The following is a 20,926-nucleotide window of genomic DNA, read 5'->3' on the forward strand; positions in this document are numbered from 1 at the left end:
TCAGGCGACAAACAATGGCAGGTGATCTCGGTTCGTAAATTGCGCGCGCTTCTCTTCCGTCACATCGGAAAGGCCCACCGACCATCTCGGGTTGCGGTCCTTGTCGATGACGGCGGCACGTACGCCCTCATAGAAATCGGGATTGGAAAGCATGCCGAGCGTGGCCGAGTATTCCCGCTCGAGGCATTCATTGAGCGAGGCGCTCTTGCGTCCGGCACGCAGGAGATCGAGCGTTAGTGCCATGCTCAGCGCCGAACGCGAGCGAAGCAGCGCCAGCGTTTCCCTGCCGAAGTCACTGTCTTCCGCCTCGAGCGCGGCAAGGATCTCCTCGACCGTATCGAAGGCGAAGCACCGGTCGATTGCCTTGAGATGCGCCGCGAGCGGCGATGGCGGAACCTCATCGGCCACCCCTTGAATTGCGGCATCGACATCCGCGGCCTTGGCTGAAGGCGGCAGCGCGGCAAGGGTCGAGAACAGCTCATCGAGCTTGGCGGTCGGCACATAATGGTCGGCAAGGCGCGCATGGATTGCATCAGTGGCGCCGATGTCGCGGCCGGTAAGCCCGAGATAGGTGCCGAATTCGCCGGGCGCGTGAGGCAGCAGCCAGGTGGCGCCGACATCCGGGAAATAGCCGATGCCGGTTTCCGGCATGGCAAGCCGGGTGCGCTCGGTGACGACACGGTGGCTGCCATGTGCCGAGATGCCGACACCGCCGCCCATGACGATACCATCCATGATGGCGACGTAGGGCTTCGGGTAAGCGGAAATCCGGCTGTTGACGACGAATTCCTCGCGCCAGAACTGCGCACCTTCGGCCGGCCGCTCGCGCCCGCTCTCATAGATCATACGGATGTCGCCGCCGGCGCAAAGCCCGCGCTCGCCTTCACCCGTCACCATCACAGCCGCGACAGAAGGATCGCTCTCGAACTCGGTCAGCGCTTCGGCGATCAACCGGATCATCGGAACGTTGAGGCTGTTCAACGCCTTCATGCGATTGAGCCGGATGCGGCCGATTGCGCCCTGGCGTTCGACGATGACTTCCGGTGCTACCGCCTGCATTTCCATGAAAAGCCCTTCCTATTTCCGGCCGAAGATCGAGCGCGCCACGATAAGCCGCATGATCTCGTTGGTACCCTCGAGTATCTGGTGCACTCTCAGGTCCCTGACAATCTTCTCGACGCCGTAGTCGGCGAGATAGCCATAGCCGCCATGGAGCTGCAGCGCGTCGTTGGCGACGGCAAAGCAGCGATCGGTGACGAAGCGTTTGGCCATGGCGCAAAGTTTCGTGGCCTCGGGGTCACCAGCATCAAGTGCCGAGGCGCGCGCCAGAGGAAGGTGCGGGCGATCTCGAGATCGGTTGCCATATCGGCGAGGCGAAACTGCAGTGCCTGGAACTCGCCGATCGCCTTGCCGAAGGCGCGACGTTCCTGGACATAGGCCAGTGCCCGGTCGAAGGCGGCCTGCGCACCGCCGAGCGAGGCTGCGGCAATGTTCAGCCGGCCGCCGTCGAGCCCGCCCATGGCGATCTTGAAGCCGTCACCCTCGGCACCGAGGCGGTTTTCAGCGGGGATCCGCACCCCGTCGAGCATCACGGCGCGGGTGGGCTGCACATGCCACCCCATCTTCTTCTCGTTCGCGCCGAAGGTGAGGCCGGCCGCATCCTTTTCCACCACGAAGGTGGAGATGCCCTTCGGCCCGTCCTCGCCGGTTCTCGCCATGATCACATAGAGGCCGGACACACCGGCACCGGAGATGAACTGCTTCTGGCCGGTCAGCACGTAGCTGTCACCGTCCTTGACAGCCTTGGTCTTGAGTGCTGCCGCATCCGAACCGGATCCCGGCTCGGTAAGGCAGTAGCTCGCCAGCGTCTCCATGGTCAGCAGCTTCGGCAGCAACCGATGGCGCTGCTCGTCGGTGCCATAGCGGTCGATCATGCCGGCGCACATGTTGTGAATGGAAACAAAGGAGGCAACCGCCGGGCAGCCGGTTGCCAGTGCCTCAATGATGATGGCGGCGTCGAGCCGTGTCAGGCCGGTGCCGCCGACATCGTCGCTGATATAGATGCCTGCCATGCCGAGGGCGGCTGCGGCCTGCAGCTTATCGACCGGGAAATGCTTTTCCTGGTCCCACTCAATGGCGTTAGGCGCCAATTCGTCGCGAGCGAAGTCAAGCGCCATCTGGCGGATGGCTTCCTGTTCCTCTGACAGGTGAAAATCCATATGCATGTCCTCCCTGACCGCATATTGAACGATTGGGGCTAGTTACACCAAATTCCGTACAGGCACAGGTGCAACTTCTCACAGGTTCTGTTCAAAAACGAACAGAACCCTGCCAAGTCCATTAGCTTTCACTCAGACGATACGGCAGAGCGCCGCGCAAGTCATGGTCGACGATCAGTCTTCGCTTCAATGGTGGTACGGCGCGGCTGGCGCATTTCGTGCGCTCGCAGATCCGGCAGGATATGCCGATAGGATCGAACGCCGCGCGGTTGCCGAGATCGAGATCGTCGGCATAGACGAAGGCGTCAGCATAGGAGATCTCGCAACCGAGCGCCAAGGCGTAACGCGGCTGTGCGGCGCGGAAGCCGCCACCACCCTTGGTGATCTGCGTTGCAAGGCAAAGATAGCGCACACCATCAGGCGTCTCAGCGAGCTGACGAATGATGCGGCCGGGCGTTTCGAACGCCTGATGCACGTTCCAGAGCGGACATGCCGCACCGAAACGGGCAAACTGCAGCTTGGCCGCACTATGGCGCTTGGTGATGTTGCCGGCCCGATCAATACGGGCAAAGAAGATCGGCACGCCCTTCTGGCCCGGACGCTGCAGCGTCGACAGCCGATGACAGACCTGCTCGAGCGACGCACCAAAACGCGCCGCCAGCAGCTCGACGTCGTGCCGGAGCTCGCGCGCCGCCTTGTGAAAGGCCTGGTAAGGCAGGATCAGCGCACCGGCGAAATAGTTTTGCAGCCCAATGCGACAGATCTCGTAGGCTTCCTCCGTGCGGAAACCGGCGCCGCCGGCCACCCGGTCGATCTCTTCTCGGGCGTGCAACTGAGCGATCTGCAGTGCAATCTGGAAATCGCGTGTCGCGGCCGGGGCATAGGGGTTCAGCGTCAACAGACGGGCACGCGGATCGTAGCGCCGGATCGCCTCGTCGCCGGCCGCACCCCGCAAGACACGCACGCCGTGGCGCTGCTCGAGATAGGCGGCCAATGCTGCATGGTTGTCGCCTTCACCGAGCCCGAGTTCGCCTGCGAGTCGCTCGGCGAGAACGTCGATGTCGTGGATATAGTTGTCGACGAAGTGGAAGAAGTCGCGAACTTCTTCATAGGGCGTCGTCTCCACCGAAGACCCGCCGCGGCCGATGGTATCGTCGATGCTGGCCAGTTGCTCGCTGTTGCGGCGATAGGCCTGGTGACAACTGATCAGCGCATGCGCTAGCCCCGGCGCATTCTGGGTGATCAGCTTCAATTCCTGCAGGCTCGGCGAATAGGTCTCGAACAGCGGATCGCTCAAGGCTTCCGACAGCGCCGAAAGCAACCTGTCACCCTCCCCGGTCGAAAGTTCGGCAATATCGATCTGAAACTTTTCGGCAAGTGCCAGAAGAACGGAAGCCGATACGGGCCGCTGGTTGTTCTCGATCTGATTGAGGTAGCTGGTGGAGATGCCGATGCGCTCGGCGAACTGCCCCTGCGTCGCCCGGTTTGCATCCCGAAGCTCCCTGACCTTGCGGCCGATATAGAGTTTGCCGATCGCCATGTTCACAACTTTGCAATTTACATTTCGCAATATTCTCTATTTCACATTTGCACATGAACGGGCGTTTTACCATCCGTCCTTCGAGGCTATTGCGAAGCGACAAACGCCTCTGCACAATCACGGAAAAACCGGGAGGGAATTATGCGCGCCATACTTGAACAGGTCGAAGCTCGCCGGGCGGAGGCAAGAGCCGGCGGCGGCCAGCGGCGCATCGACGCCCAGCACGGCAAAGGCAAGCTGACGGCACGCGAGCGCATCGAGGTTCTGCTCGATGAAGATTCCTTTGAAGAATACGACATGTACGTCACGCATCGCTGCGTCGACTTCGGCATGGACAGCCAGAAGGTCGCCGGCGACGGTGTCGTCACCGGCTGGGGAACGATCAATGGCCGGCAGGTCTATGTGTTCTCCCAGGACTTCACGGTGCTCGGCGGCTCGCTGTCGGAAACTCACGCGCAGAAGATCTGCAAGATCATGGATATGGCAGTCAGGAACGGCGCGCCGGTCATCGGCCTCAACGATTCAGGCGGTGCGCGCATCCAGGAAGGCGTCGCCTCACTTGCAGGTTATGCCGAGGTCTTTCGCCGCAATGCCGAGGCATCGGGCGTTATCCCGCAGATCTCGGTGATCATGGGCCCGTGCGCCGGCGGCGCCGTCTATTCGCCGGCGATGACCGACTTCATCTTCATGGTGCGTGACTCATCCTACATGTTCGTCACCGGCCCCGACGTGGTGAAGACCGTCACCAACGAAATCGTCACCTCCGAAGAGCTTGGCGGCGCCGGCACGCACACGAAAAAATCCTCCGTCGCCGACGCGGCCTACGAAAACGACATCGAGACGCTTGAGCATGTGCGCCTGCTCTTCGATTTCCTGCCGCTCAACAATCGCGAGAAGCCACCGGTCCGGCCATTCCACGATGATCCGTCGCGGCTGGAACGCAGGCTCGACAGCCTCATCCCCGATAGCGCTGCCAAGCCCTACGATATGAAGGAACTCATCCTTGCGCTTGCCGACGAGGGTGATTTCTTCGAGTTGCAGCAGAGTTTCGCCCGCAACATCATTACTGGCTTCATCCGCATGGAAGGCCAGACCGTCGGCGTCGTCGCAAACCAGCCGATGGTCCTTGCCGGCTGCCTCGATATCGATAGTTCGCGCAAGGCCGCCCGGTTCGTCCGTTTCTGCGACGCCTTCTCGATCCCGATCCTGACCCTCGTCGACGTGCCGGGCTTTCTGCCGGGCACCGCCCAGGAATATGGCGGCGTCATCAAACATGGCGCCAAGCTGCTTTTCGCCTACAGTCAGGCAACCGTACCGATGGTGACACTGATCACGCGCAAGGCCTATGGCGGCGCCTATGACGTCATGGCCTCCAAGCATATCGGCGCCGACGTCAACTATGCCTGGCCGACCGCCGAGATCGCGGTGATGGGCGCCAAGGGCGCGACCGAAATCCTCTACCGCTCCGAACTCGGCGACGCCGAGAAGATCGCGGCGCGTACGAAGGAATACGAAGAGCGCTTCGCCAATCCGTTTGTCGCCGCAGAACGTGGTTTCATCGATGAAGTGATCATGCCGCACTCTTCGCGCCGCCGCATCGCGCGCGCCTTTGCCTCGCTTCGCAACAAGCAGGTCGATGTCCGCTGGCGCAAGCATGACACGATCCCGTTGTGATGGAGGCAATCATGGAGCCGGAACGCGAACGCATCATGACACCGGAAGAGGCCCGCCGCGACCATCGCGAGATGCTGCGCTACCTGGCCGTCAACGCGCTCTATGGCCTTGCGACCGGCGCGACCGTCGCTGGCGTGCTGATCTGGCTCAACATCGGCGCGGTCGGCACCCATATCGCCCGCTCCAGCAGCCCCATCCTCGCCACGGCCATGGTCGTCGTGCCGTTTGCGCTGCTCTTTGGCGGCGCCGTTGCGGCATCATCGATCGCACTTCTGCCCTATCGGCGCAAATTCAAACGCTGACGCGACACCACGGATTTGAAAGAGAAACGCATGTTCAAGAAGATCCTCATCGCCAACCGTGGCGAAATCGCCTGCCGCGTCATCAGAACAGCGAAGAATCTCGGCATCGCCACCGTTGCCGTCTATTCCGACGCCGACCGCGATGCCATGCACGTGCGCATGGCGGATGAGGCCGTTCATATCGGGCCCTCGCCCTCGGCGCAGTCCTATATCGTCATCGACAAGATCATCGAGGCGATCCGCAAGACCGGCGCCGATGCGGTTCATCCCGGCTACGGCTTCCTGTCGGAAAATGCTGCGTTTGCCGAAGCGCTCGAAAAGGAAGGCGTTGCCTTCATCGGCCCGCCGGTTGGCGCAATCCAGGCGATGGGCGACAAGATCACCTCGAAGAAGCTTGCGGCCGAGGCCGGTGTCTCCACCGTGCCCGGCCACATGGGCCTGATTGCGGATGCCGACGAGGCCGTGAAAATTTCCGGATCAATCGGCTATCCTGTGATGATCAAGGCGTCGGCCGGCGGCGGCGGCAAGGGCATGCGCATCGCCTGGAACGACCAGGAGGCCCGCGAAGGCTTCCAGTCCTCCAAGAACGAGGCGAAGAACTCGTTCGGCGACGACCGGATCTTCATCGAAAAATTCGTGACCGAACCGCGCCATATCGAAATCCAGGTGCTCGGCGACAAGCACGGCAACACGCTCTATCTCGGCGAGCGCGAATGCTCGATCCAGCGCCGCAACCAGAAGGTCATCGAGGAGGCCCCCTCGCCGTTCCTGGATGCCGCCACCCGCAAGGCCATGGGCGAACAGGCCGTGGCACTGTCAAAGGCCGTCGGCTACCATTCGGCCGGCACGGTCGAGTTCATCGTCGATGGCAATCGCAACTTCTATTTCCTCGAGATGAACACCCGCCTGCAGGTGGAACACCCGGTCACCGAACTCGTGACCGGCCTTGATCTTGTCGAGCAGATGATCCGCGTTGCGGCCGGCGAGAAGCTCACCTTCGGCCAGGCGGACGTGAAGCTCAACGGCTGGGCGATCGAAAGCCGTCTCTACGCCGAAGACCCCTATCGCAACTTCCTGCCCTCGATCGGCAGGCTGACGCGCTATCGCCCGCCTGTGGAAGGTGCAAACGACGACGGCACGGTGATCCGCAACGACACCGGCGTCTTCGAGGGCGGTGAAATCTCGATGTATTATGATCCGATGATCGCCAAGCTCTGCACCTGGGGACCGGACCGCCAGATGGCCGTCGAGGCCATGGCGGAAGCACTGGACCAGTTCGAGGTCGAAGGCATCGGTCACAACCTGCCGTTCCTCTCCGCCGTGATGCAGCAGCAGCGCTTCCGCGACGGCCGCCTGACGACCGCCTATATCGCCGAGGAATTCGCCGACGGTTTCCATGGCGTGACGCCGGATGAAGCGTCGGCGCGCAAGCTGGCGGCGATCGCCGTCTCGATCAACCAGGTCCTGCAGGAACGCGCCAGCCAGATTTCCGGCACCATCGGCAATCATCGTCGCATCGTCGGCTACGATTGGGTGGTCAATCTTGCCGACATGGACTTTGCGTTGACGTCAGGCGCTTCGGCCGACGGCGCCTATGTCCGCTTTGAAGACGGCACCTCCGCCTCGATTGCCGGCGACTGGACGCCGGGCCGCACGCTCGCCACCTTCAACATCGACAATCAGCCGATGAGCGTAAAGGTGGAACTGACGGGTACGGCGATCAGGCTGCGCTGGCGTGGCATCGACGTGATTGCCCGGGTCAGGAGCCCGCGCGTCGCCGAGCTTGCCAAACTCATGCCGAAGAAGCTGCCGCCTGACACCTCCAGGATGCTGCTCTGCCCGATGCCCGGCGTCATCACCTCGGTCTCGGTCAAGGCCGGCGATACCGTGGAAGCGGGCCAGTCGCTGGCAATTGTCGAGGCGATGAAGATGGAGAACATCCTGCGCGCCGAGAAGCGCGCGACCGTCAAGCGCGTGGCCGTTACCGCCGGCGCAAGCCTCGCGGTCGACGAATTGATCATGGAATTCGAATGATGGTTGCCAAGCAATCAAGTCCTCACCCTCATTCCTGTGCTTGTCGCAGGAATCCAGCAGCGCCGCGTGCGCGGTGCACGAGATCATTTCTTCACGCGAAGAACTTCGCGTGACTGGATCCCTGTGACAGGCACTGGGATGAGGTCCGAAAGGTGCCCTTTGGGCCAAGGAGTTACCGATGAGCGATAAGACCGTGAAAGATTGGGAAAACCTCGCCGAGCGCGAACTCAAGACGGCGCCGGAAAATCTTACCTGGCAGACGCCGGAAGGCATCGCCGTCAAGCCGCTCTACACGGCTGACGATCTCGACGGCATCGGCCACCTTGGTTCCCTACCGGGCTTCGCGCCTTTCCTGCGCGGCCCGCGCGCGACAATGTATGCCGGCCGGCCCTGGACGATCCGGCAATATGCGGGATTCTCGACGGCAGAAGCCTCGAACGCCTTTTATCGCAAGAACCTCGCTGCCGGCCAGAAGGGCCTTTCTGTCGCCTTCGACCTTGCCACCCACCGCGGTTACGACAGCGATCACCCGCGCGTCGAGGGCGATGTCGGCAAGGCGGGTGTGGCGATCGACAGCGTCGAGGACATGAAGATCCTGTTCGATGGCATTCCGCTGGAGGAAATGTCGGTGTCGATGACCATGAACGGTGCTGTGATCCCGATCCTCGCCTCCTTCATCGTCGCCGGCGAGGAACAGGGCGTTTCACGCGACAAGCTGTCGGGGACCATCCAGAACGACATCCTCAAGGAGTTCATGGTCCGCAACACCTATATCTACCCGCCGGAACCCTCGATGCGCATCGTTGCCGATATCATCGAGTATACGGCAAAGGAGATGCCGAAGTTCAACTCGATCTCGATCTCGGGCTATCACATGCAGGAGGCGGGCGCGACGCTGGTGCAGGAGCTCGCCTTCACGCTCGCCGATGGCCGCGAATACGTGCGCGCCGCCCTTGCCAAGGGCCTGAACGTCGACGAGTTCGCCGGTCGCCTCTCCTTCTTCTTCGCCATCGGCATGAACTTCTTCATGGAGGCCGCCAAGCTTCGCGCAGCACGGCTGCTGTGGACGCGGATCATGACGGAGTTCGAGCCGAAGAAGCCGTCGTCACTGATGCTGCGCACCCATTGCCAGACATCGGGCGTTTCGCTGCAGGAGCAGGATCCGTACAACAACATCATCCGCACCGCCTTCGAGGCGATGTCGGCAGCCCTTGGCGGCACCCAGTCGCTGCACACCAATTCCTTCGACGAGGCGATTGCGCTGCCGACAGAGTTTTCGGCGCGCATCGCCCGCAATACCCAGCTGATCCTGCAACATGAGACGGGCGTCACCAAGGTCGTCGATCCGCTGGCGGGCTCCTATTACGTCGAGAGCCTCACCAACGAGCTGGCGGAAAAAGCCTGGGCGCTGATCGAAAAGATCGAGGCGATGGGCGGCATGACCGAGGCGGTCAATGCCGGACTGCCGAAACGGCTGATTGAAGAGGCGGCCACCCGCCGGCAGGCGGCGGTCGACAAGGGCGAAGAAGTGATCGTCGGCGTCAACAAATACCGTCTCGACAACGAAGAGCCGATCGACATCCTGGAGATCGACAATACCGCCGTGCGTGCCGCCCAGATCCGCCGGATCGAGGAAACCAAGCGTCGGCGCAACTCGCAGGATGTGGCAAAGACACTGGCCACTATTACCGAATTTGCCCGCACCGGCGACGGCAATCTGTTGACCGCCGCGGTCGAGGCGGCCCGTGCCCGGGCAACCGTCGGCGAGATATCCGACGCGATGCGCGCGGCGTTCGGCGACCATGCCGCAACACCCAAGGTGGTCAGCAAGATCTATGGCAAGGCCTATGAGGGTGAGCCTGAACTTGCCGTGCTCACCGAACGGCTGGGCGAGGTCTCGGACAAGCTCGGCCGCAAGCCGAAGATCATGGTGGCAAAGCTCGGCCAAGATGGCCACGACCGGGGGGCCAAGGTGATCGCTTCGGCCTTTGGCGATATCGGCTTCGACGTTCTGGCCGGCCCGCTGTTCCAGACCCCCGAAGAGGCGGCCGACATGGCGCTTGCCAGCAAGGTCAACGTCATCGGCGTGTCATCGCTTGCCGCCGGCCACAAGACCCTGATGCCGCAGCTTGCCGATGCGCTGAAAAAGCGCGGCGGCGAGGATATCATCGTCATCTGCGGCGGCGTCATCCCGCGGCAGGATTACGAGTATCTGATGGACAATGGCGTGTCCGCCGTCTTCGGCCCCGGCACCAATGTGCTCGATGCCGCCCGCGCGGTGCTCGACCTGATCGAGGGTAAGCGGCGGAACATTTGATACCGCGATGGCCGCGAACGAAGCTGCGATGGCATTGCTCGTTTTGCCTCGACGGTTGTCGTTACGCCCGGCCTTGGACATCCAGCCTGAGATCTAGACCTTGATAAGGCGCAGCATTAATAGACGGAGTAGTCGAGCAGGACGTGAATAATATCATTCCCGGCTTTTCGCGCCGCAGAGAGGAAATGATTTTGAGACTGACTCATCTAGAACGGCTTGAGGCTGAATCCATACACATCTTCAGGGAAGTCGCTGCCAGCTTCACCAAGCCGGTTATCTTGTATTCGATCGGAAAGGATTCCTCGGTTCTGTTACGGTTGGCAATGAAGGCATTCCATCCGGCCCCTTTGCCATTCCCATTGCTGCATGTAGATACAATGTGGAAATTCCATGAGATGATCGAATTCCGTGACCGTATCGCCAAGGAATTGGACCTAAACCTCTTGGTCCACATTAATCCAGACGGTATCACGCAAAAAATCAATCCGTTCACCGATGGCTCAAGCCGCCATACGCATGTGATGAAAACGTTGGCTTTGCGTCAGGCTCTCGACAAACACCGTTTTGACGCCGTTTTCGGAGGCGCCAGGCGTGATGAAGAAAAGTCGCGGGCAAAGGAACGCGTCTTTTCCTTTCGCAACAGTCAACATGCGTGGGATCCGCAGAACCAGCGCCCCGAATTGTGGAAGGTTTACAACACGCGGATTGCGCCAGCAGAATCAATCCGTGTCTTTCCTCTGTCAAATTGGACAGAACTCGACATTTGGCAATATATTCTAAAAGAGAATATCCCTTTGGTGCCGCTCTATTTCGCAAAACCGCGCTCCGTCGTCAAACGAGACGGCATGTGGATTTTGGTAGATGATCAACGCATGCCCGTCGGCGCCGAAGACGTCATTGAGGAAAGGACTGTCCGTTTCCGTACGCTTGGATGCTACCCGTTGACAGGCGCGATTGAGTCGACTGCCGAAACGGTCGAAGAAATAATCGCCGAGATGCTGGTTTCCCGAACCTCTGAGCGTCAAGGGCGCATTATCGACAAGGATCAGGCCGGTTCGATGGAGAAGAAGAAAAAAGATGGATATTTTTAATGGAATCGGGCCCAGTAAACAGAGCAAATTTTACGAGTTCATCCTCAACCAAGACGAGAAATCCCTTTTAAGATTTCTCACCTGCGGCTCGGTTGATGATGGCAAGTCCACTTTGGTAGGTCGGCTTCTATACGAGACGAAGCAGATTTTCGAGGATCAACTCGCGGCACTGAAAAATGAAAACGCTAGGTATGGCACAACCGGCGAAGACCTCGATATGGCACTGCTGGTTGACGGGTTGGAAGCCGAGCGCGAGCAAGGCATCACAATAGATGTCGCCTATCGCTATTTTTCCACGAGCAAGCGCAAATTTATCGTGGCAGACACTCCGGGCCATGAAGAATACACCCGCAATATGGCGACAGGAGCCTCGACTGCGGATCTTGGCATCCTACTTGTAGACGCACGTCGAGGGATTTTAACGCAAACTCTCAGACATTCCTGCATTGCATCGATGCTCGGGGTTAAGCATGTTATCCTTGCCGTCAACAAAATGGATCTGGTCGATTTCGATCAGGATATATTTGACAGAATTTCCGAAAGTTACGAATCGTTTTGCAAAGATCTCGATTTTGCCACGATAAAATCAATCCCTCTTTCCGCACGCTTTGGCGATAACGTAACCCTACGTTCAGAACGGATGCCATGGTACCTCGGTCCCACGCTTCTTGAGCGGTTGGAAACCATTCCCATTGACCATGATGGTCTTGAACGCCCATTTAGGTTTCCAGTTCAGTATATCTGCAGACCAAACATGGAATTCCGGGGTGTTGCGGGACAGATCGCGTCAGGAAGCATTCGCGTCGGAGATCTCGTAAGAGTCGCAAAATCCGGGAGTTTGTCTAGCGTGAAGGAGATTGTGACAATGGACGGCTATCTCGCGGAAGCGCGTGAGGGGCAAGCCGTTACTCTCGTTCTCACCGAACAGGTCGATGTCTCACGGGGCAACATTCTCTCCCCACCCGATGACTACCCAAGCGTCTCCGATCAATTTCAGGCTCAGGTGATATGGTTTGACCACACACCCCTCCTTCCCGGAAGGAATTATATTCTCAAGACGGAATGCGACAATACCACGGCCAATGTCAGCAGCCTAAAATATAGTATAGACATACCAAGTCTCGTTAAATCTGCGGCCTCATCTCTCAGGATGAATGAATTCGGCGTCTGCAACTTTTCGCTGCATTTGCCCATAGCTTTTGACAGCTACCGGGACAATCGGGCTACCGGTGGCTTTATCCTCATCGATCCGTTTTCTAACAAGACGGTCGGCGCGGGAATGATCGACTTCCCCCTGAGGCGCGCTGAAAATATCCATTGGCAGGCATTGGAGGTGAGCAAGCGCTCCAGATCCGAACTCCTGGGGCAAAAACCTGCTGTTCTCTGGCTCACGGGTCTTTCGGGGTCGGGCAAATCCACTATTGCCAATCATCTCGAGAAACTGCTGCATGCCAATGGTCGGCACACAATTCTACTCGATGGGGACAACTTGCGTCATGGCCTGAACCGCGACCTAGGCTTCACGGAGGCTGATCGCGTCGAGAATATCCGCCGAGTGGCAGAAGTTGCAAAATTGATGGCAGACGCCGGGCTGATTGTCATCGTGGCATTCATTTCTCCGTTCAGGTCCGAGCGTCAACTGGCGCGCGACCTGATGGAACCTGGCGAATTCATCGAGATTTTCGTTGACACGCCACTGGAAGAATGTGTCCGCCGAGATCCCAAAGGCCTCTACAAAAAGGCTTTCTCGGGTCAAATTCGCAATTTTACGGGCATAGATTCTCCCTATGAACCACCAGAAAATCCGGAGTTTCATGTAAATACGCTCGGCGTCAATGCGGTGGAAATTGCCGTTAATATCCAATGCTATCTGGAGCAGGTCTGACCCAGGTCCCACTGTCTCCACAAAATTTTAGCTAGCGTTGAATTCGCTTCAACGGTGTTGGTTGCGGTTATGTGGGTGATAGCGGCGGGCTGCGCTGCGTTACCATTGCGGCTGGGCCGCCCCGGAAGATAGCACCCAAGACCGCGTCCCCGTGAGCGGCGATCGAACTGGAAATTGGCCAAGCAACGATCAGAATTACGGCTGGCATCGATGTAGCGCCGATCGCAGCGGTCATCCAAGCGCTGAGGCCAATGCGTGATCGGGCCGTCGAGTGCCCTCCGGCTGATGATTGCCACCAGGTCGGTCGACTTCCCGAAGGGGGTGGAAGGGCTGGCTACGCTGGTAAAGGCGGAAATGGGAGGCTCCATTCTGCGGCAAGGTCTATGTCTTCCGTACAAAGCGGACCGACCGGATCAAGCTGATCTTTTGGGATCGCACCGGCATGTGCTTCGTCGCCAACGATCTGCATTCATACTGCATCTCTCTTTCGCATTCAGTTGAAGGTTTTGGCTTGGCTGGCATTTTACTGACGCGCGGCGACGCGATCGACGAGCTGGTTCCATCGACTGCATTGCTTTTGCGGTAAATCTGTCTTCGGAAGCTCGTACAGGTAGTAGTGTCCGTTGTAGGCATGGCTGGTGACGAGGCCATGTTCAGCCCATCTGGCGAGGGTATGTTCATGGATATTGAGGTGTGCAGCCGCCTCCTTCTTTGTCAACATCCCACGATCCCGGAGCCGGTCATAGCGTGATCTCAGCTTGTATTCGCGAACAAGATAGGTGACGCGTTTGGTTGTGAAGCGGGCGTTGCGCTGGTCACGGCGCGTCACCGAGCCCGGACGGTATCCCTGATCGTTGAGAATGTCGGCGATCTCGGAAAAAATATGATCGTCGAGGAGTTTATCGATCAGTGCAATGATGTCGGGGTTCGTCTTGACCTGCTGGCTGGGCGATTTTGGGCTGATGGTGACGAGTGTCTGGGTTTTGCCGCCTTTGAAGCGAATATGAGCCTTGGTTGTGCCTCTCTTCGGTAGTTTGAGGAGGGTGACGTCCTCAATGATGTGGGCAAGCAAGCGCTTTCGTTCGCGGTTCGGGGTCTCTGGGTTGGTCCAGAGTTTTTTGAAGTCCGCCGTCATTGCGACCAACCGCTCGTGGACGGCCTTATCGAGGATGAATTGATCGTGCTCCCGGCCGCGCTCGCGCTCTTCGCGGGCATTAGCCAAGATGCGGAGCTTCTCGTTCCATTCGCCTTCGAGCGTGTCGGCGACGAGGCGGTTATTGGGATCGACGAGCATGAAACGGCGCTGGGCGAGATCGGCCTCCGTTTGCGCGCGCTCGATTGCGCGACAGCGCAGCCGGTCCGCCTCTTCATGTCGCGCTTCGATCTCTTTGCGGACTTCAATCGCCAGTTCGATGGCTGCCGGCGTCATCTGCTCGGCGATCAGCATGCCGATGGCTTCGTCAACAGGAGGTGCAGCGATCGCCTGGCATAGGGGTTCACCGCGATTGGTACGGGCGCGATCACAAACGTACCAGGCTTCCTGCCGACCACGTCGGGCAGCGTAGCGCATGTGAAAATGCCTGCCGCATTGCCCACACACGGCGCGCCCCTGCAGCAGCGCCGGGCCTTCCCGCGGCGGTGATGCGACCGCCGCGTTCCATTTATGGCAGATGTTTGACTTCAGAATCCTCAGGTTCTCCTGATGCTGCTCCCAACTGATGTAGCCGGGATGGGCATCTGGAATACATGCCGTCCAATCATCATTATCTTGTTCACGCACAATCCTCTTGCCATCAATGGTGCGTCGATAGCGGCGGCGGCCATAGGCATAGGCTCCGGCGTAACGTGGATTGTGCAGCACACGCATCGCCGTCGAAGGCGTCAGTGGCCGAAAAACCGTCTGGCTGTCGTGCAGGCGTGAGGGAAAGAGAATGCCTTCCTGACGAAAGGCCTTGACGGTCTGGGAGGCGGATCCAACGCGAGAGAACGTCTCGAAGAAATGGACGATCGTCTCTCTGACTTGCATGTCTGGTTCAAGTGCCACATTGCCGGAGTGGTCATAGACCAGCCCGGTTGGCAGGGGGCAGCGGAACTCGCCGCGCCGCGCATTGTTGAGGATGCCGCCGCGCAGCCTTGCCTTGATCACATGCAGTTCGGCTTCACTCATCGTTCCCTTCAGGCCCAGCAAGAGGCGGTCGTTGAAACTTGCCGGATCGTAGACGCCGTCCTCGTCGAGGATCAGGGTGTCGGCAAGGGCGCAGATCTCCAGCAAACGCTGCCAGTCGGCATTGTTGCGCGCCAGACGGGAGACCTCCAGGCCCATGACGATCCCGGCGTGTCCCATGCCGACATCACTGACCAGCCGCTGAAATCCCTCACGCCAGACCGCCGATGCGCCGGATTCACCTTGATCGTTATCGATGACGATAATCTGCTCCTCACGCCAACCAAGGGCGATAGCGCGCCCGCGAAGCGCATATTGCCGCATGGCGCTCTCGGTATTGTCGATGACTTGCCGCATCGAAGATTGGCGGATGTAGAGGTAGGCGCTGCGTTCGAGGTGATGAGGCTGGACTTTGAGATGTACATTCATCGTGATCTCCGATCGTTGATGCTCATGGCGATTGTCGCAAGGACGTGAACGACGGCGCTGTGTCCGCGGTGCAGCGGCCAAGCAATTGACGATGGGTAATTCTGCTCTCGCGGGGTGATTGCTGTTGCGGTCAGCGTCTGAGCCCATCCCCACATACCCCGGCGCAAAAAGAGCATCAGGCCGCTACGGGCCATAAGCGGCAGCGCTGCGCCGAGAGCAGCCTTGCGCAAGACCTCGTACTGGGACGCGATGGTCGACGGTAGGATCGGGCATGCCGCCGTCGCGGCAAGGTTTACCTGCCGCTTTTTTTTAGAACCCGCTCGATCGATCTGGGATGAAGCTCGATGTCGAGTTCCTGGCGGAGCAGCTTGGCAAGTTCCCGGGCGCGAACGGGTTCTCCTGGAGCGAGCTGGGCCTGCAGAAATGCCACGACCTTGTCGTCGATCTTGTGGGGGCCCGGCCCCGGCTTTGTCGGCACCAGTCCGGCAATGCCGGCCATATCGAAGTTCACCTTGGCCTGGTAGTAAGTCGGCCTGGAAACGCCATACTCGTCGGAGGCCTCCGTCACCGACACCTTGTCGATGGAGACGCGACGCAGCATCTCGTATTTGACCTGCACGGCGTCGTGCGGATCGAAGAACTCGCTGCCCCGAAACTTTGGATCGCGCACCTTCTCGGGGGTGGGATTGAACGTACCCTCTTCGATGAGGACATCCGTCTTTGCGCGCTTGCTGTCGTACTTCGCAGACATCGATGGCTCCGAGGACATGAAGCGACGTAATCGTAATGTTAATTATGACGCGTTTTGCCGTCTCGTCAAGGTAATCCTCATGGTTTAGCATCATGCATCCCTTGTAATTGCGGTGATAACTCCATCAAAATAGGACCTATGCGGCATAATCAGCTTTACATGTGCGGCATATTTGTCTTTACAACTCCTGCACATCATCGTGCTCTGGAAAGGCGCTCCACCAAGGCGGCCAATTCCATTAAGTCGGCGACCCGCAAGAGCGGCCGTCCGTTACCCATGACAACTTCAGGATCTGGGCTCACAAGGTCAGTCCATTGCGGGGGAACGGACCAAACGGTGGCATCCTCGGTCTGCAACAGCAAACGTTTGCCCTGCGAGTTAGCTCGCTCGCCGACGCAAGGAAGCTGTTGTCCATAAAGGGGATGAAACGGGTGCATGACCCGCACTAACTGCTGACCTGCGCTGGTCGGGGCTGCATTCTCAGATGAGGTACAAGCGGCTCGAGGAAGGCGAGTTCCGCTGGCTGAAGATGCAGGATGGCGTCATGCATCATGCATCTGACCGCGGCGCAATTCTCGGATTCTCGGCGCTGTTCGAGGGGCTGGATTGGAAACGCGTCCACGCCAGGGAGCCGAAGCGTGTTCCTGTAGCACCCCACTGAGGGCCGCGACCAATTGAACCCGGGGCGTTCGGGCACTGCCCTTGCGCCCAAGAATATGCTTTGCCGCGCCTCATTGCGATGACGGCGGCCGAGCTTCCCGACGACCTGGAGACGCTGAAGGCGACGGTGCTTTCGCGCGAGGCGGGAACAAGCGGCTGCGGCCAACCATCAAGGAGTTGCAGCGCCACCGCTTCGGCCGCCGAGCCGAGACCTTACCCGAGGACCAGCTCCTGCTTGGCCTTGAAGAGGCCGAGCAGATCGAAGAGGAAACGGTGCGAGCCTCTATCTCGGAGCGTCGGGCGCGGGCGGCAAGACGACGGAGCAATCGAGGTTCGCTTCCAACCCATTTGACACCCCTGCTGCCAACATCCGCCTCACCGGATCGGCGAGGATTTCAGCGAGAAGCTCGACATCGTTCCCGCCCAGTTCCGCGTGTTATCGTTCGCCAGCCGAATATGCCTGCCGTGCCTGCGAGGACGTCATCGTCCAAGCTCTACCCTTGCACGCGCCGGACCGCAAGGCCGAGCGGCCGAGCGGGCGATGACCCATCCTGACGACTTTATCGGCGTACTCCAAGTCGACGGCTACAGTGGCTCCCGGCCACTCGCCGAGAAGAACGCGGTGTCCTTGGCCCTTCTGAAACGCACTTGATTGGAAGGGCTGCCTGATGGCAACCGTTACATCGTCGGTGGCCTTTCGATGCAGAATGACGTGAACCCGGCAGCTTGCATTCCCGGAGGGGTGTCCACACACGGGTATTTATGGGGCTACTTCAAAAGCGTCCGAAAAGCGTAAATCGTTCATGAGGGTGTTATTTCGCCCCCTATCGGAATCACCCTCTACTCCTCCCGCATTGCTCTGGTGATCTGGTCGGCCAGTGGTTTGACGAGATAGGACAAGGCGGTGCGCTCGCCGGTCTGGATGAAGGCCTCGACCGGCATGCCGGCGTGAAGCGCTAGCTCTCCAAGCCGCTCGAGCTCCGGCTTGGGAATTTTGATCCGCGCGCTGTACCAGACCTCGCCCGTTTGCGGGTCGTTGCTGAGGTTGGCCGCGATCGTCGTGATCGTGCCGCTGATCTCCGGCGTCGTGCGTTGATTGAAAGCGGAGAAGCGTAAGACCACCGCTTGGCCGATATGGAGTTGGTCGATGTCTGCTAGTTGCACTTTGGCCTCGACGACCAGGCTGTCATTGACCGGCACGACCTGCATGATCGTTTCCCCTGGGGAGATCACGCCGCCGACGGTATGCACAGCTAATTCGTGGACGATGCCGTCTTGTGGCGCGAGCAGGTCGATACGTTTCAACTGGTCGCTCGCCGCCACCAGTTGCTCCGTGAGCTCTGCCAGCTTGTTGTCGACGTCGCGCAGCTCGGTCAGCACTTCGGAGCGGCGATCCTGGTCGAGCTGCAGGATCTGCAGCTCGGTTTCTGTCCGGCGTGTGGCTGCACGCGCAATCTCCGCGGTGAGCTGCCCACGCTCGCCCGAAAGCTGCGCGCGCACGCGCTGAAGCTCAGCAAGGCGCGAGAACGGCATCAACCCCTTCTCGTGCAGGGTCGTGATCCCGGCAAGCTCCTGTTCGATCAGGCGCAACTCATCGTCCTTGGCCGACCGACGCGCAGTCAGTCCATCGGCTTCCTGCTGCAACTGGCCGATGCGCTGCTGCAGCTGTGCTTTCTGCCCTTCAATCGTCTCTCGGCGGGCAACAAACAGCGCGCGTTCGGATTGAACGTAGTCGGCGATCTCCGGCTGCTCGAGGCGCATCTTCAGTTCCTCGGGGACCGTGACCTGAGCCGCGTTGTCACGCTCGGCCGTCAGCCGCATCGATCGCGCAGTCAGTTGATCGATCTGCTTGCTGACCATGGCAAGGTTGGCGCGGGTGATCGTATCGTCAAGCCGAACTAGCAGCTGTCCTGCCTTCACACGGTTGCCGTCGCGCACCCGGATCTCACCAACAATGCCACCTTCCCGGTGCTGGACGTGCTTGACGTTGCCCTCGACGACTACTGTCCCCATGGCAACGACCGCACCCGAAATCGTGCTGGTCGCTGCCCAGCCGCCGGCGCCAAGGAGAAGGACGGCGACGGAAACGCCGGAGATCAACATGTAACGTCGGATCGCCCGCGACGCCTTGCTCTTTTGATCCGTCATCATGCACTCTCCGGGACTGCGCGCACGGTCGTTTTGCGCAGGACCTCGTCACGAGGACCGAAGGCGACTATGCCGCCCTTTGCCATGACCAGGACCTGATCGACCGCTGCAAGCGCACTGGGGCGATGAGCGATGACGACCACGATTGATCCGGCCTGACGGGCCGCGATGATCGCACCGGTCAGGCCCGCTTCACCCTCGGCATCGAGGCTGGCATTCGGTTCGTCGAGTACGATCAGGAACGGCTTACCATAGAGCGCTCGGGCAAGACCTATGCGCTGGCGCTGGCCGGCCGAGAGGATTGCGCCAGCCGCGCCGATGCGCGTATCGTAGCCATCTGGCATCGAAAGAACGAGCGCGTGCACGCCCGCCTGTGTTGCCGCTTCGATGATCGCCGCCGGGTCGGCAGCGTCGGCAAAGCGGCTGATGTTCTCGGCGATGGTGCCGTCGAACAGTTCAACGCCCTGAGGCAGATAGCCGATCGAAGCGCCGAGTGCCTCCGGATTCCAGTTGTCGAGTTCGGCCCCATCAAGGCGAATGGCTCCGCGCGCAGGCGACCAGACGCCGACCAGCGCCCGCGCCAGGGTCGACTTTCCCGATCCGCTCGGGCCAATAATGCCGAGGCCCTTGCCGGCGGAAAGAGCGAAGGATATGTCACACACTAGCGGCGCGGTTGTACCCGGAGCAAGAACGGTAAGACCGGAAACATCGAGCGTGCGCTTCGGGCTTGGCAACGGCATCGGCTGGCGTCCTTCGGCAAACGTGCCAAGGATGTCCTCGAGCCGGCGTCGTGCCTGACGCGCGTTCAGGAACCCACGCCATTGGCTGATCGCTTGCTCGATGGGTGCGAGCGCCCGGGACGTCAAGATCGATGATGCGATCATCGCCCCGGGTGAGGCAAGCTGGTAGATCGCCAACCAAGCACCAAGCGCTAGCACCGCCGATTGCAATCCCAAGCGGAAGATCTTGGATGTGGTGGCAAAGCTGCTGATCGCATCGCTCGTGCGCCGCTGTTCGTCTACATAGCCGGTGTTGGCCGCATGCCATTTGTCCGAATAGACGCCCGTCATGCCCATTGCTCGGAGCGCCTCGGCATTGCGGCGCCCGGCCTCGATGAATTCCGCCCTGGAAGACGCCAACTGGGCGAGACGCTGCATGGGCGCGCGCAGCACAAACTCGCTGGCGAGCGTGAGCACGATCAGAACCACAGCCCCGGCGACAGCCAGCCAGCCCAGGTAGGAGTGGAACAGAAACAGGATCGCCAGATAGACCGGCAGCCACGGCATGTCACAAAGGGCGATCGGGCCCTGTCCGCTCATGAATTGCCGTATTCGATCAAGATCACGCAGCGGCTGCGAGATCGCCTCCTTCTTCGACATGCAAAGCGGCAGCTTGAGCACCGCGTCGAAGGTCGGGCCGCCGAGTTGTTCCTCAAACCTCTGGCCGATCTGCGTCAGGATGCGCGCGCGCAACACTTCGAGTAAACCAAGGAACAGGTAAAGACCGATCGCGAGAATCGACAATGCTACCAACGTCGGCACGCTTCGGCTTGCGAGGACTCGGTCATAGACCTGCATCATGTACAAGGGGCCGGTAAGCATCAGAAGGTTGGTGACGGCACTAAGTGCCGCCACACCAACGAAAGCCCGGTGGGTTGAACCTAAGGCGGCGGCGACCAGTGGTCGTCGGCGATCAACAGTTTTGGATGGCAC

At 59.9% G+C, this 20,926-nt stretch carries 13 protein-coding genes and 2 pseudogenes; 8 read left to right on the forward strand and 7 right to left on the reverse strand.

Features of this window, described 5'->3' with window-relative positions; all coding sequences use genetic code 11:
• The 3 genes and pseudogenes from BKP54_RS21780 to BKP54_RS21790 all read right to left on the reverse strand — a co-directional run bounded on the left by BKP54_RS21780 (position 1) and on the right by BKP54_RS21790 (position 3,759).
• Positions 1-1,065, reverse strand: a complete 1,065-nt coding sequence (locus BKP54_RS21780) for an enoyl-CoA hydratase/isomerase family protein (protein WP_084814909.1) — start codon at positions 1,063-1,065, stop codon at positions 1-3.
• A 12-nt stretch (positions 1,066-1,077) separates the two neighbouring features.
• A pseudogene (locus tag BKP54_RS21785) lies at positions 1,078-2,219 on the reverse strand (isobutyryl-CoA dehydrogenase).
• A gap of 121 nt (positions 2,220-2,340) precedes the next feature.
• A complete protein-coding gene (locus BKP54_RS21790; RefSeq protein ID WP_057218849.1) occupies positions 2,341-3,759 on the reverse strand; it encodes an XRE family transcriptional regulator in 1,419 nt (472 codons plus the stop codon).
• A gap of 141 nt (positions 3,760-3,900) precedes the next feature.
• Here BKP54_RS21790 and BKP54_RS21795 point away from each other — a divergent pair, with 141 nt between their 5' ends.
• The 6 genes from BKP54_RS21795 to cysN all read left to right on the forward strand — a co-directional run bounded on the left by BKP54_RS21795 (position 3,901) and on the right by cysN (position 13,062).
• The gene (locus BKP54_RS21795) at positions 3,901-5,433 is read left to right on the forward strand and encodes an acyl-CoA carboxylase subunit beta (RefSeq protein WP_084814910.1); all 1,533 of its coding nucleotides are present in this window, start codon (positions 3,901-3,903) and stop codon (positions 5,431-5,433) included.
• A gap of 11 nt (positions 5,434-5,444) precedes the next feature.
• Positions 5,445-5,735: a hypothetical protein gene (locus tag BKP54_RS21800; RefSeq protein WP_084814939.1), complete on the forward strand. Its 291-nt coding sequence runs from the start codon at positions 5,445-5,447 to the stop codon at positions 5,733-5,735.
• Positions 5,736-5,765: 30 nt separating this feature from the next.
• Complete coding sequence (locus tag BKP54_RS21805; RefSeq protein WP_084814911.1) at positions 5,766-7,769, forward strand: acetyl/propionyl/methylcrotonyl-CoA carboxylase subunit alpha; 2,004 nt, start codon at positions 5,766-5,768, stop codon at positions 7,767-7,769.
• A gap of 178 nt (positions 7,770-7,947) precedes the next feature.
• Positions 7,948-10,086, forward strand: coding sequence for a methylmalonyl-CoA mutase (gene scpA / locus BKP54_RS21810; RefSeq protein WP_084814912.1), 2,139 nt, complete (start codon positions 7,948-7,950; stop codon positions 10,084-10,086).
• 185 nt (positions 10,087-10,271) lie between these two features.
• A complete protein-coding gene (cysD, locus tag BKP54_RS21815) occupies positions 10,272-11,177 on the forward strand; it encodes a sulfate adenylyltransferase subunit CysD (protein ID WP_084814913.1) in 906 nt (301 codons plus the stop codon).
• Complete coding sequence (cysN, locus tag BKP54_RS21820; RefSeq protein ID WP_084814914.1) at positions 11,164-13,062, forward strand: sulfate adenylyltransferase subunit CysN; 1,899 nt, start codon at positions 11,164-11,166, stop codon at positions 13,060-13,062. Before cysD ends, cysN begins: the two co-directional genes overlap by 14 nt.
• 523 nt (positions 13,063-13,585) lie before the next feature.
• Here the strand turns inward: cysN and BKP54_RS21830 are convergent.
• Complete coding sequence (locus tag BKP54_RS21830; protein WP_084814916.1) at positions 13,586-15,655, reverse strand: recombinase family protein; 2,070 nt, start codon at positions 15,653-15,655, stop codon at positions 13,586-13,588.
• Positions 15,656-15,947: 292 nt separating this feature from the next.
• Positions 15,948-16,406 (reverse strand): helix-turn-helix domain-containing protein, encoded by a 459-nt coding sequence (locus BKP54_RS21835; RefSeq protein WP_084814917.1) that lies wholly within the window; start codon positions 16,404-16,406, stop codon positions 15,948-15,950.
• A gap of 484 nt (positions 16,407-16,890) precedes the next feature.
• On the opposite strand from BKP54_RS21835, the gene BKP54_RS35670 reads away from it, so the two are divergent.
• Entirely contained in the window at positions 16,891-17,067 is a 177-nt protein-coding gene (locus BKP54_RS35670) for a transposase (protein ID WP_143347941.1), read from the forward strand.
• Between the two features lie 72 nt (positions 17,068-17,139).
• Positions 17,140-17,560, forward strand: a pseudogene (locus BKP54_RS21840) (IS66 family transposase zinc-finger binding domain-containing protein); the annotation flags it as partial.
• A gap of 346 nt (positions 17,561-17,906) precedes the next feature.
• On the opposite strand, the gene BKP54_RS21845 reads toward BKP54_RS21840, so the two are convergent.
• Both BKP54_RS21845 and BKP54_RS21850 read right to left on the reverse strand, forming a co-directional pair.
• Positions 17,907-19,169: an HlyD family type I secretion periplasmic adaptor subunit gene (locus BKP54_RS21845; RefSeq protein WP_245317880.1), complete on the reverse strand. Its 1,263-nt coding sequence runs from the start codon at positions 19,167-19,169 to the stop codon at positions 17,907-17,909.
• A gap of 44 nt (positions 19,170-19,213) precedes the next feature.
• Positions 19,214-20,926 (reverse strand): type I secretion system permease/ATPase, encoded by a 1,713-nt coding sequence (locus BKP54_RS21850; RefSeq protein WP_084814918.1) that lies wholly within the window; start codon positions 20,924-20,926, stop codon positions 19,214-19,216.

This window comes from Ensifer sp. 1H6 (genome assembly GCF_001976035.1).
GTDB classification, from domain to species: Bacteria; Pseudomonadota; Alphaproteobacteria; order Rhizobiales; family Rhizobiaceae; genus Ensifer; species Ensifer canadensis.

Excerpts from the sequence above, each read along its gene's own strand:
- cysD (WP_084814913.1), top strand. The coding sequence starts at position 10,272 with ATGATTTTGAGACTGACTCATCTAGAACGGCTTGAGGCTGAATCCATA.
- BKP54_RS21800 (WP_084814939.1), top strand. The coding sequence starts at position 5,445 with ATGGAGCCGGAACGCGAACGCATCATGACACCGGAAGAGGCCCGCCGC.
- BKP54_RS21790 (WP_057218849.1), bottom strand. The coding sequence starts at position 3,759 with ATGGCGATCGGCAAACTCTATATCGGCCGCAAGGTCAGGGAGCTTCGG.
- BKP54_RS35670 (WP_143347941.1), top strand. The coding sequence starts at position 16,891 with ATGAGGTACAAGCGGCTCGAGGAAGGCGAGTTCCGCTGGCTGAAGATG.
- BKP54_RS21780 (WP_084814909.1), bottom strand. The coding sequence starts at position 1,065 with ATGGAAATGCAGGCGGTAGCACCGGAAGTCATCGTCGAACGCCAGGGC.
- BKP54_RS21845 (WP_245317880.1), bottom strand. The coding sequence starts at position 19,169 with ATGTTGATCTCCGGCGTTTCCGTCGCCGTCCTTCTCCTTGGCGCCGGC.
- BKP54_RS21805 (WP_084814911.1), top strand. The coding sequence starts at position 5,766 with ATGTTCAAGAAGATCCTCATCGCCAACCGTGGCGAAATCGCCTGCCGC.
- BKP54_RS21795 (WP_084814910.1), top strand. The coding sequence starts at position 3,901 with ATGCGCGCCATACTTGAACAGGTCGAAGCTCGCCGGGCGGAGGCAAGA.
- BKP54_RS21835 (WP_084814917.1), bottom strand. The coding sequence starts at position 16,406 with ATGTCTGCGAAGTACGACAGCAAGCGCGCAAAGACGGATGTCCTCATC.
- scpA (WP_084814912.1), top strand. The coding sequence starts at position 7,948 with ATGAGCGATAAGACCGTGAAAGATTGGGAAAACCTCGCCGAGCGCGAA.
- BKP54_RS21830 (WP_084814916.1), bottom strand. The coding sequence starts at position 15,655 with ATGAATGTACATCTCAAAGTCCAGCCTCATCACCTCGAACGCAGCGCC.
- cysN (WP_084814914.1), top strand. The coding sequence starts at position 11,164 with ATGGATATTTTTAATGGAATCGGGCCCAGTAAACAGAGCAAATTTTAC.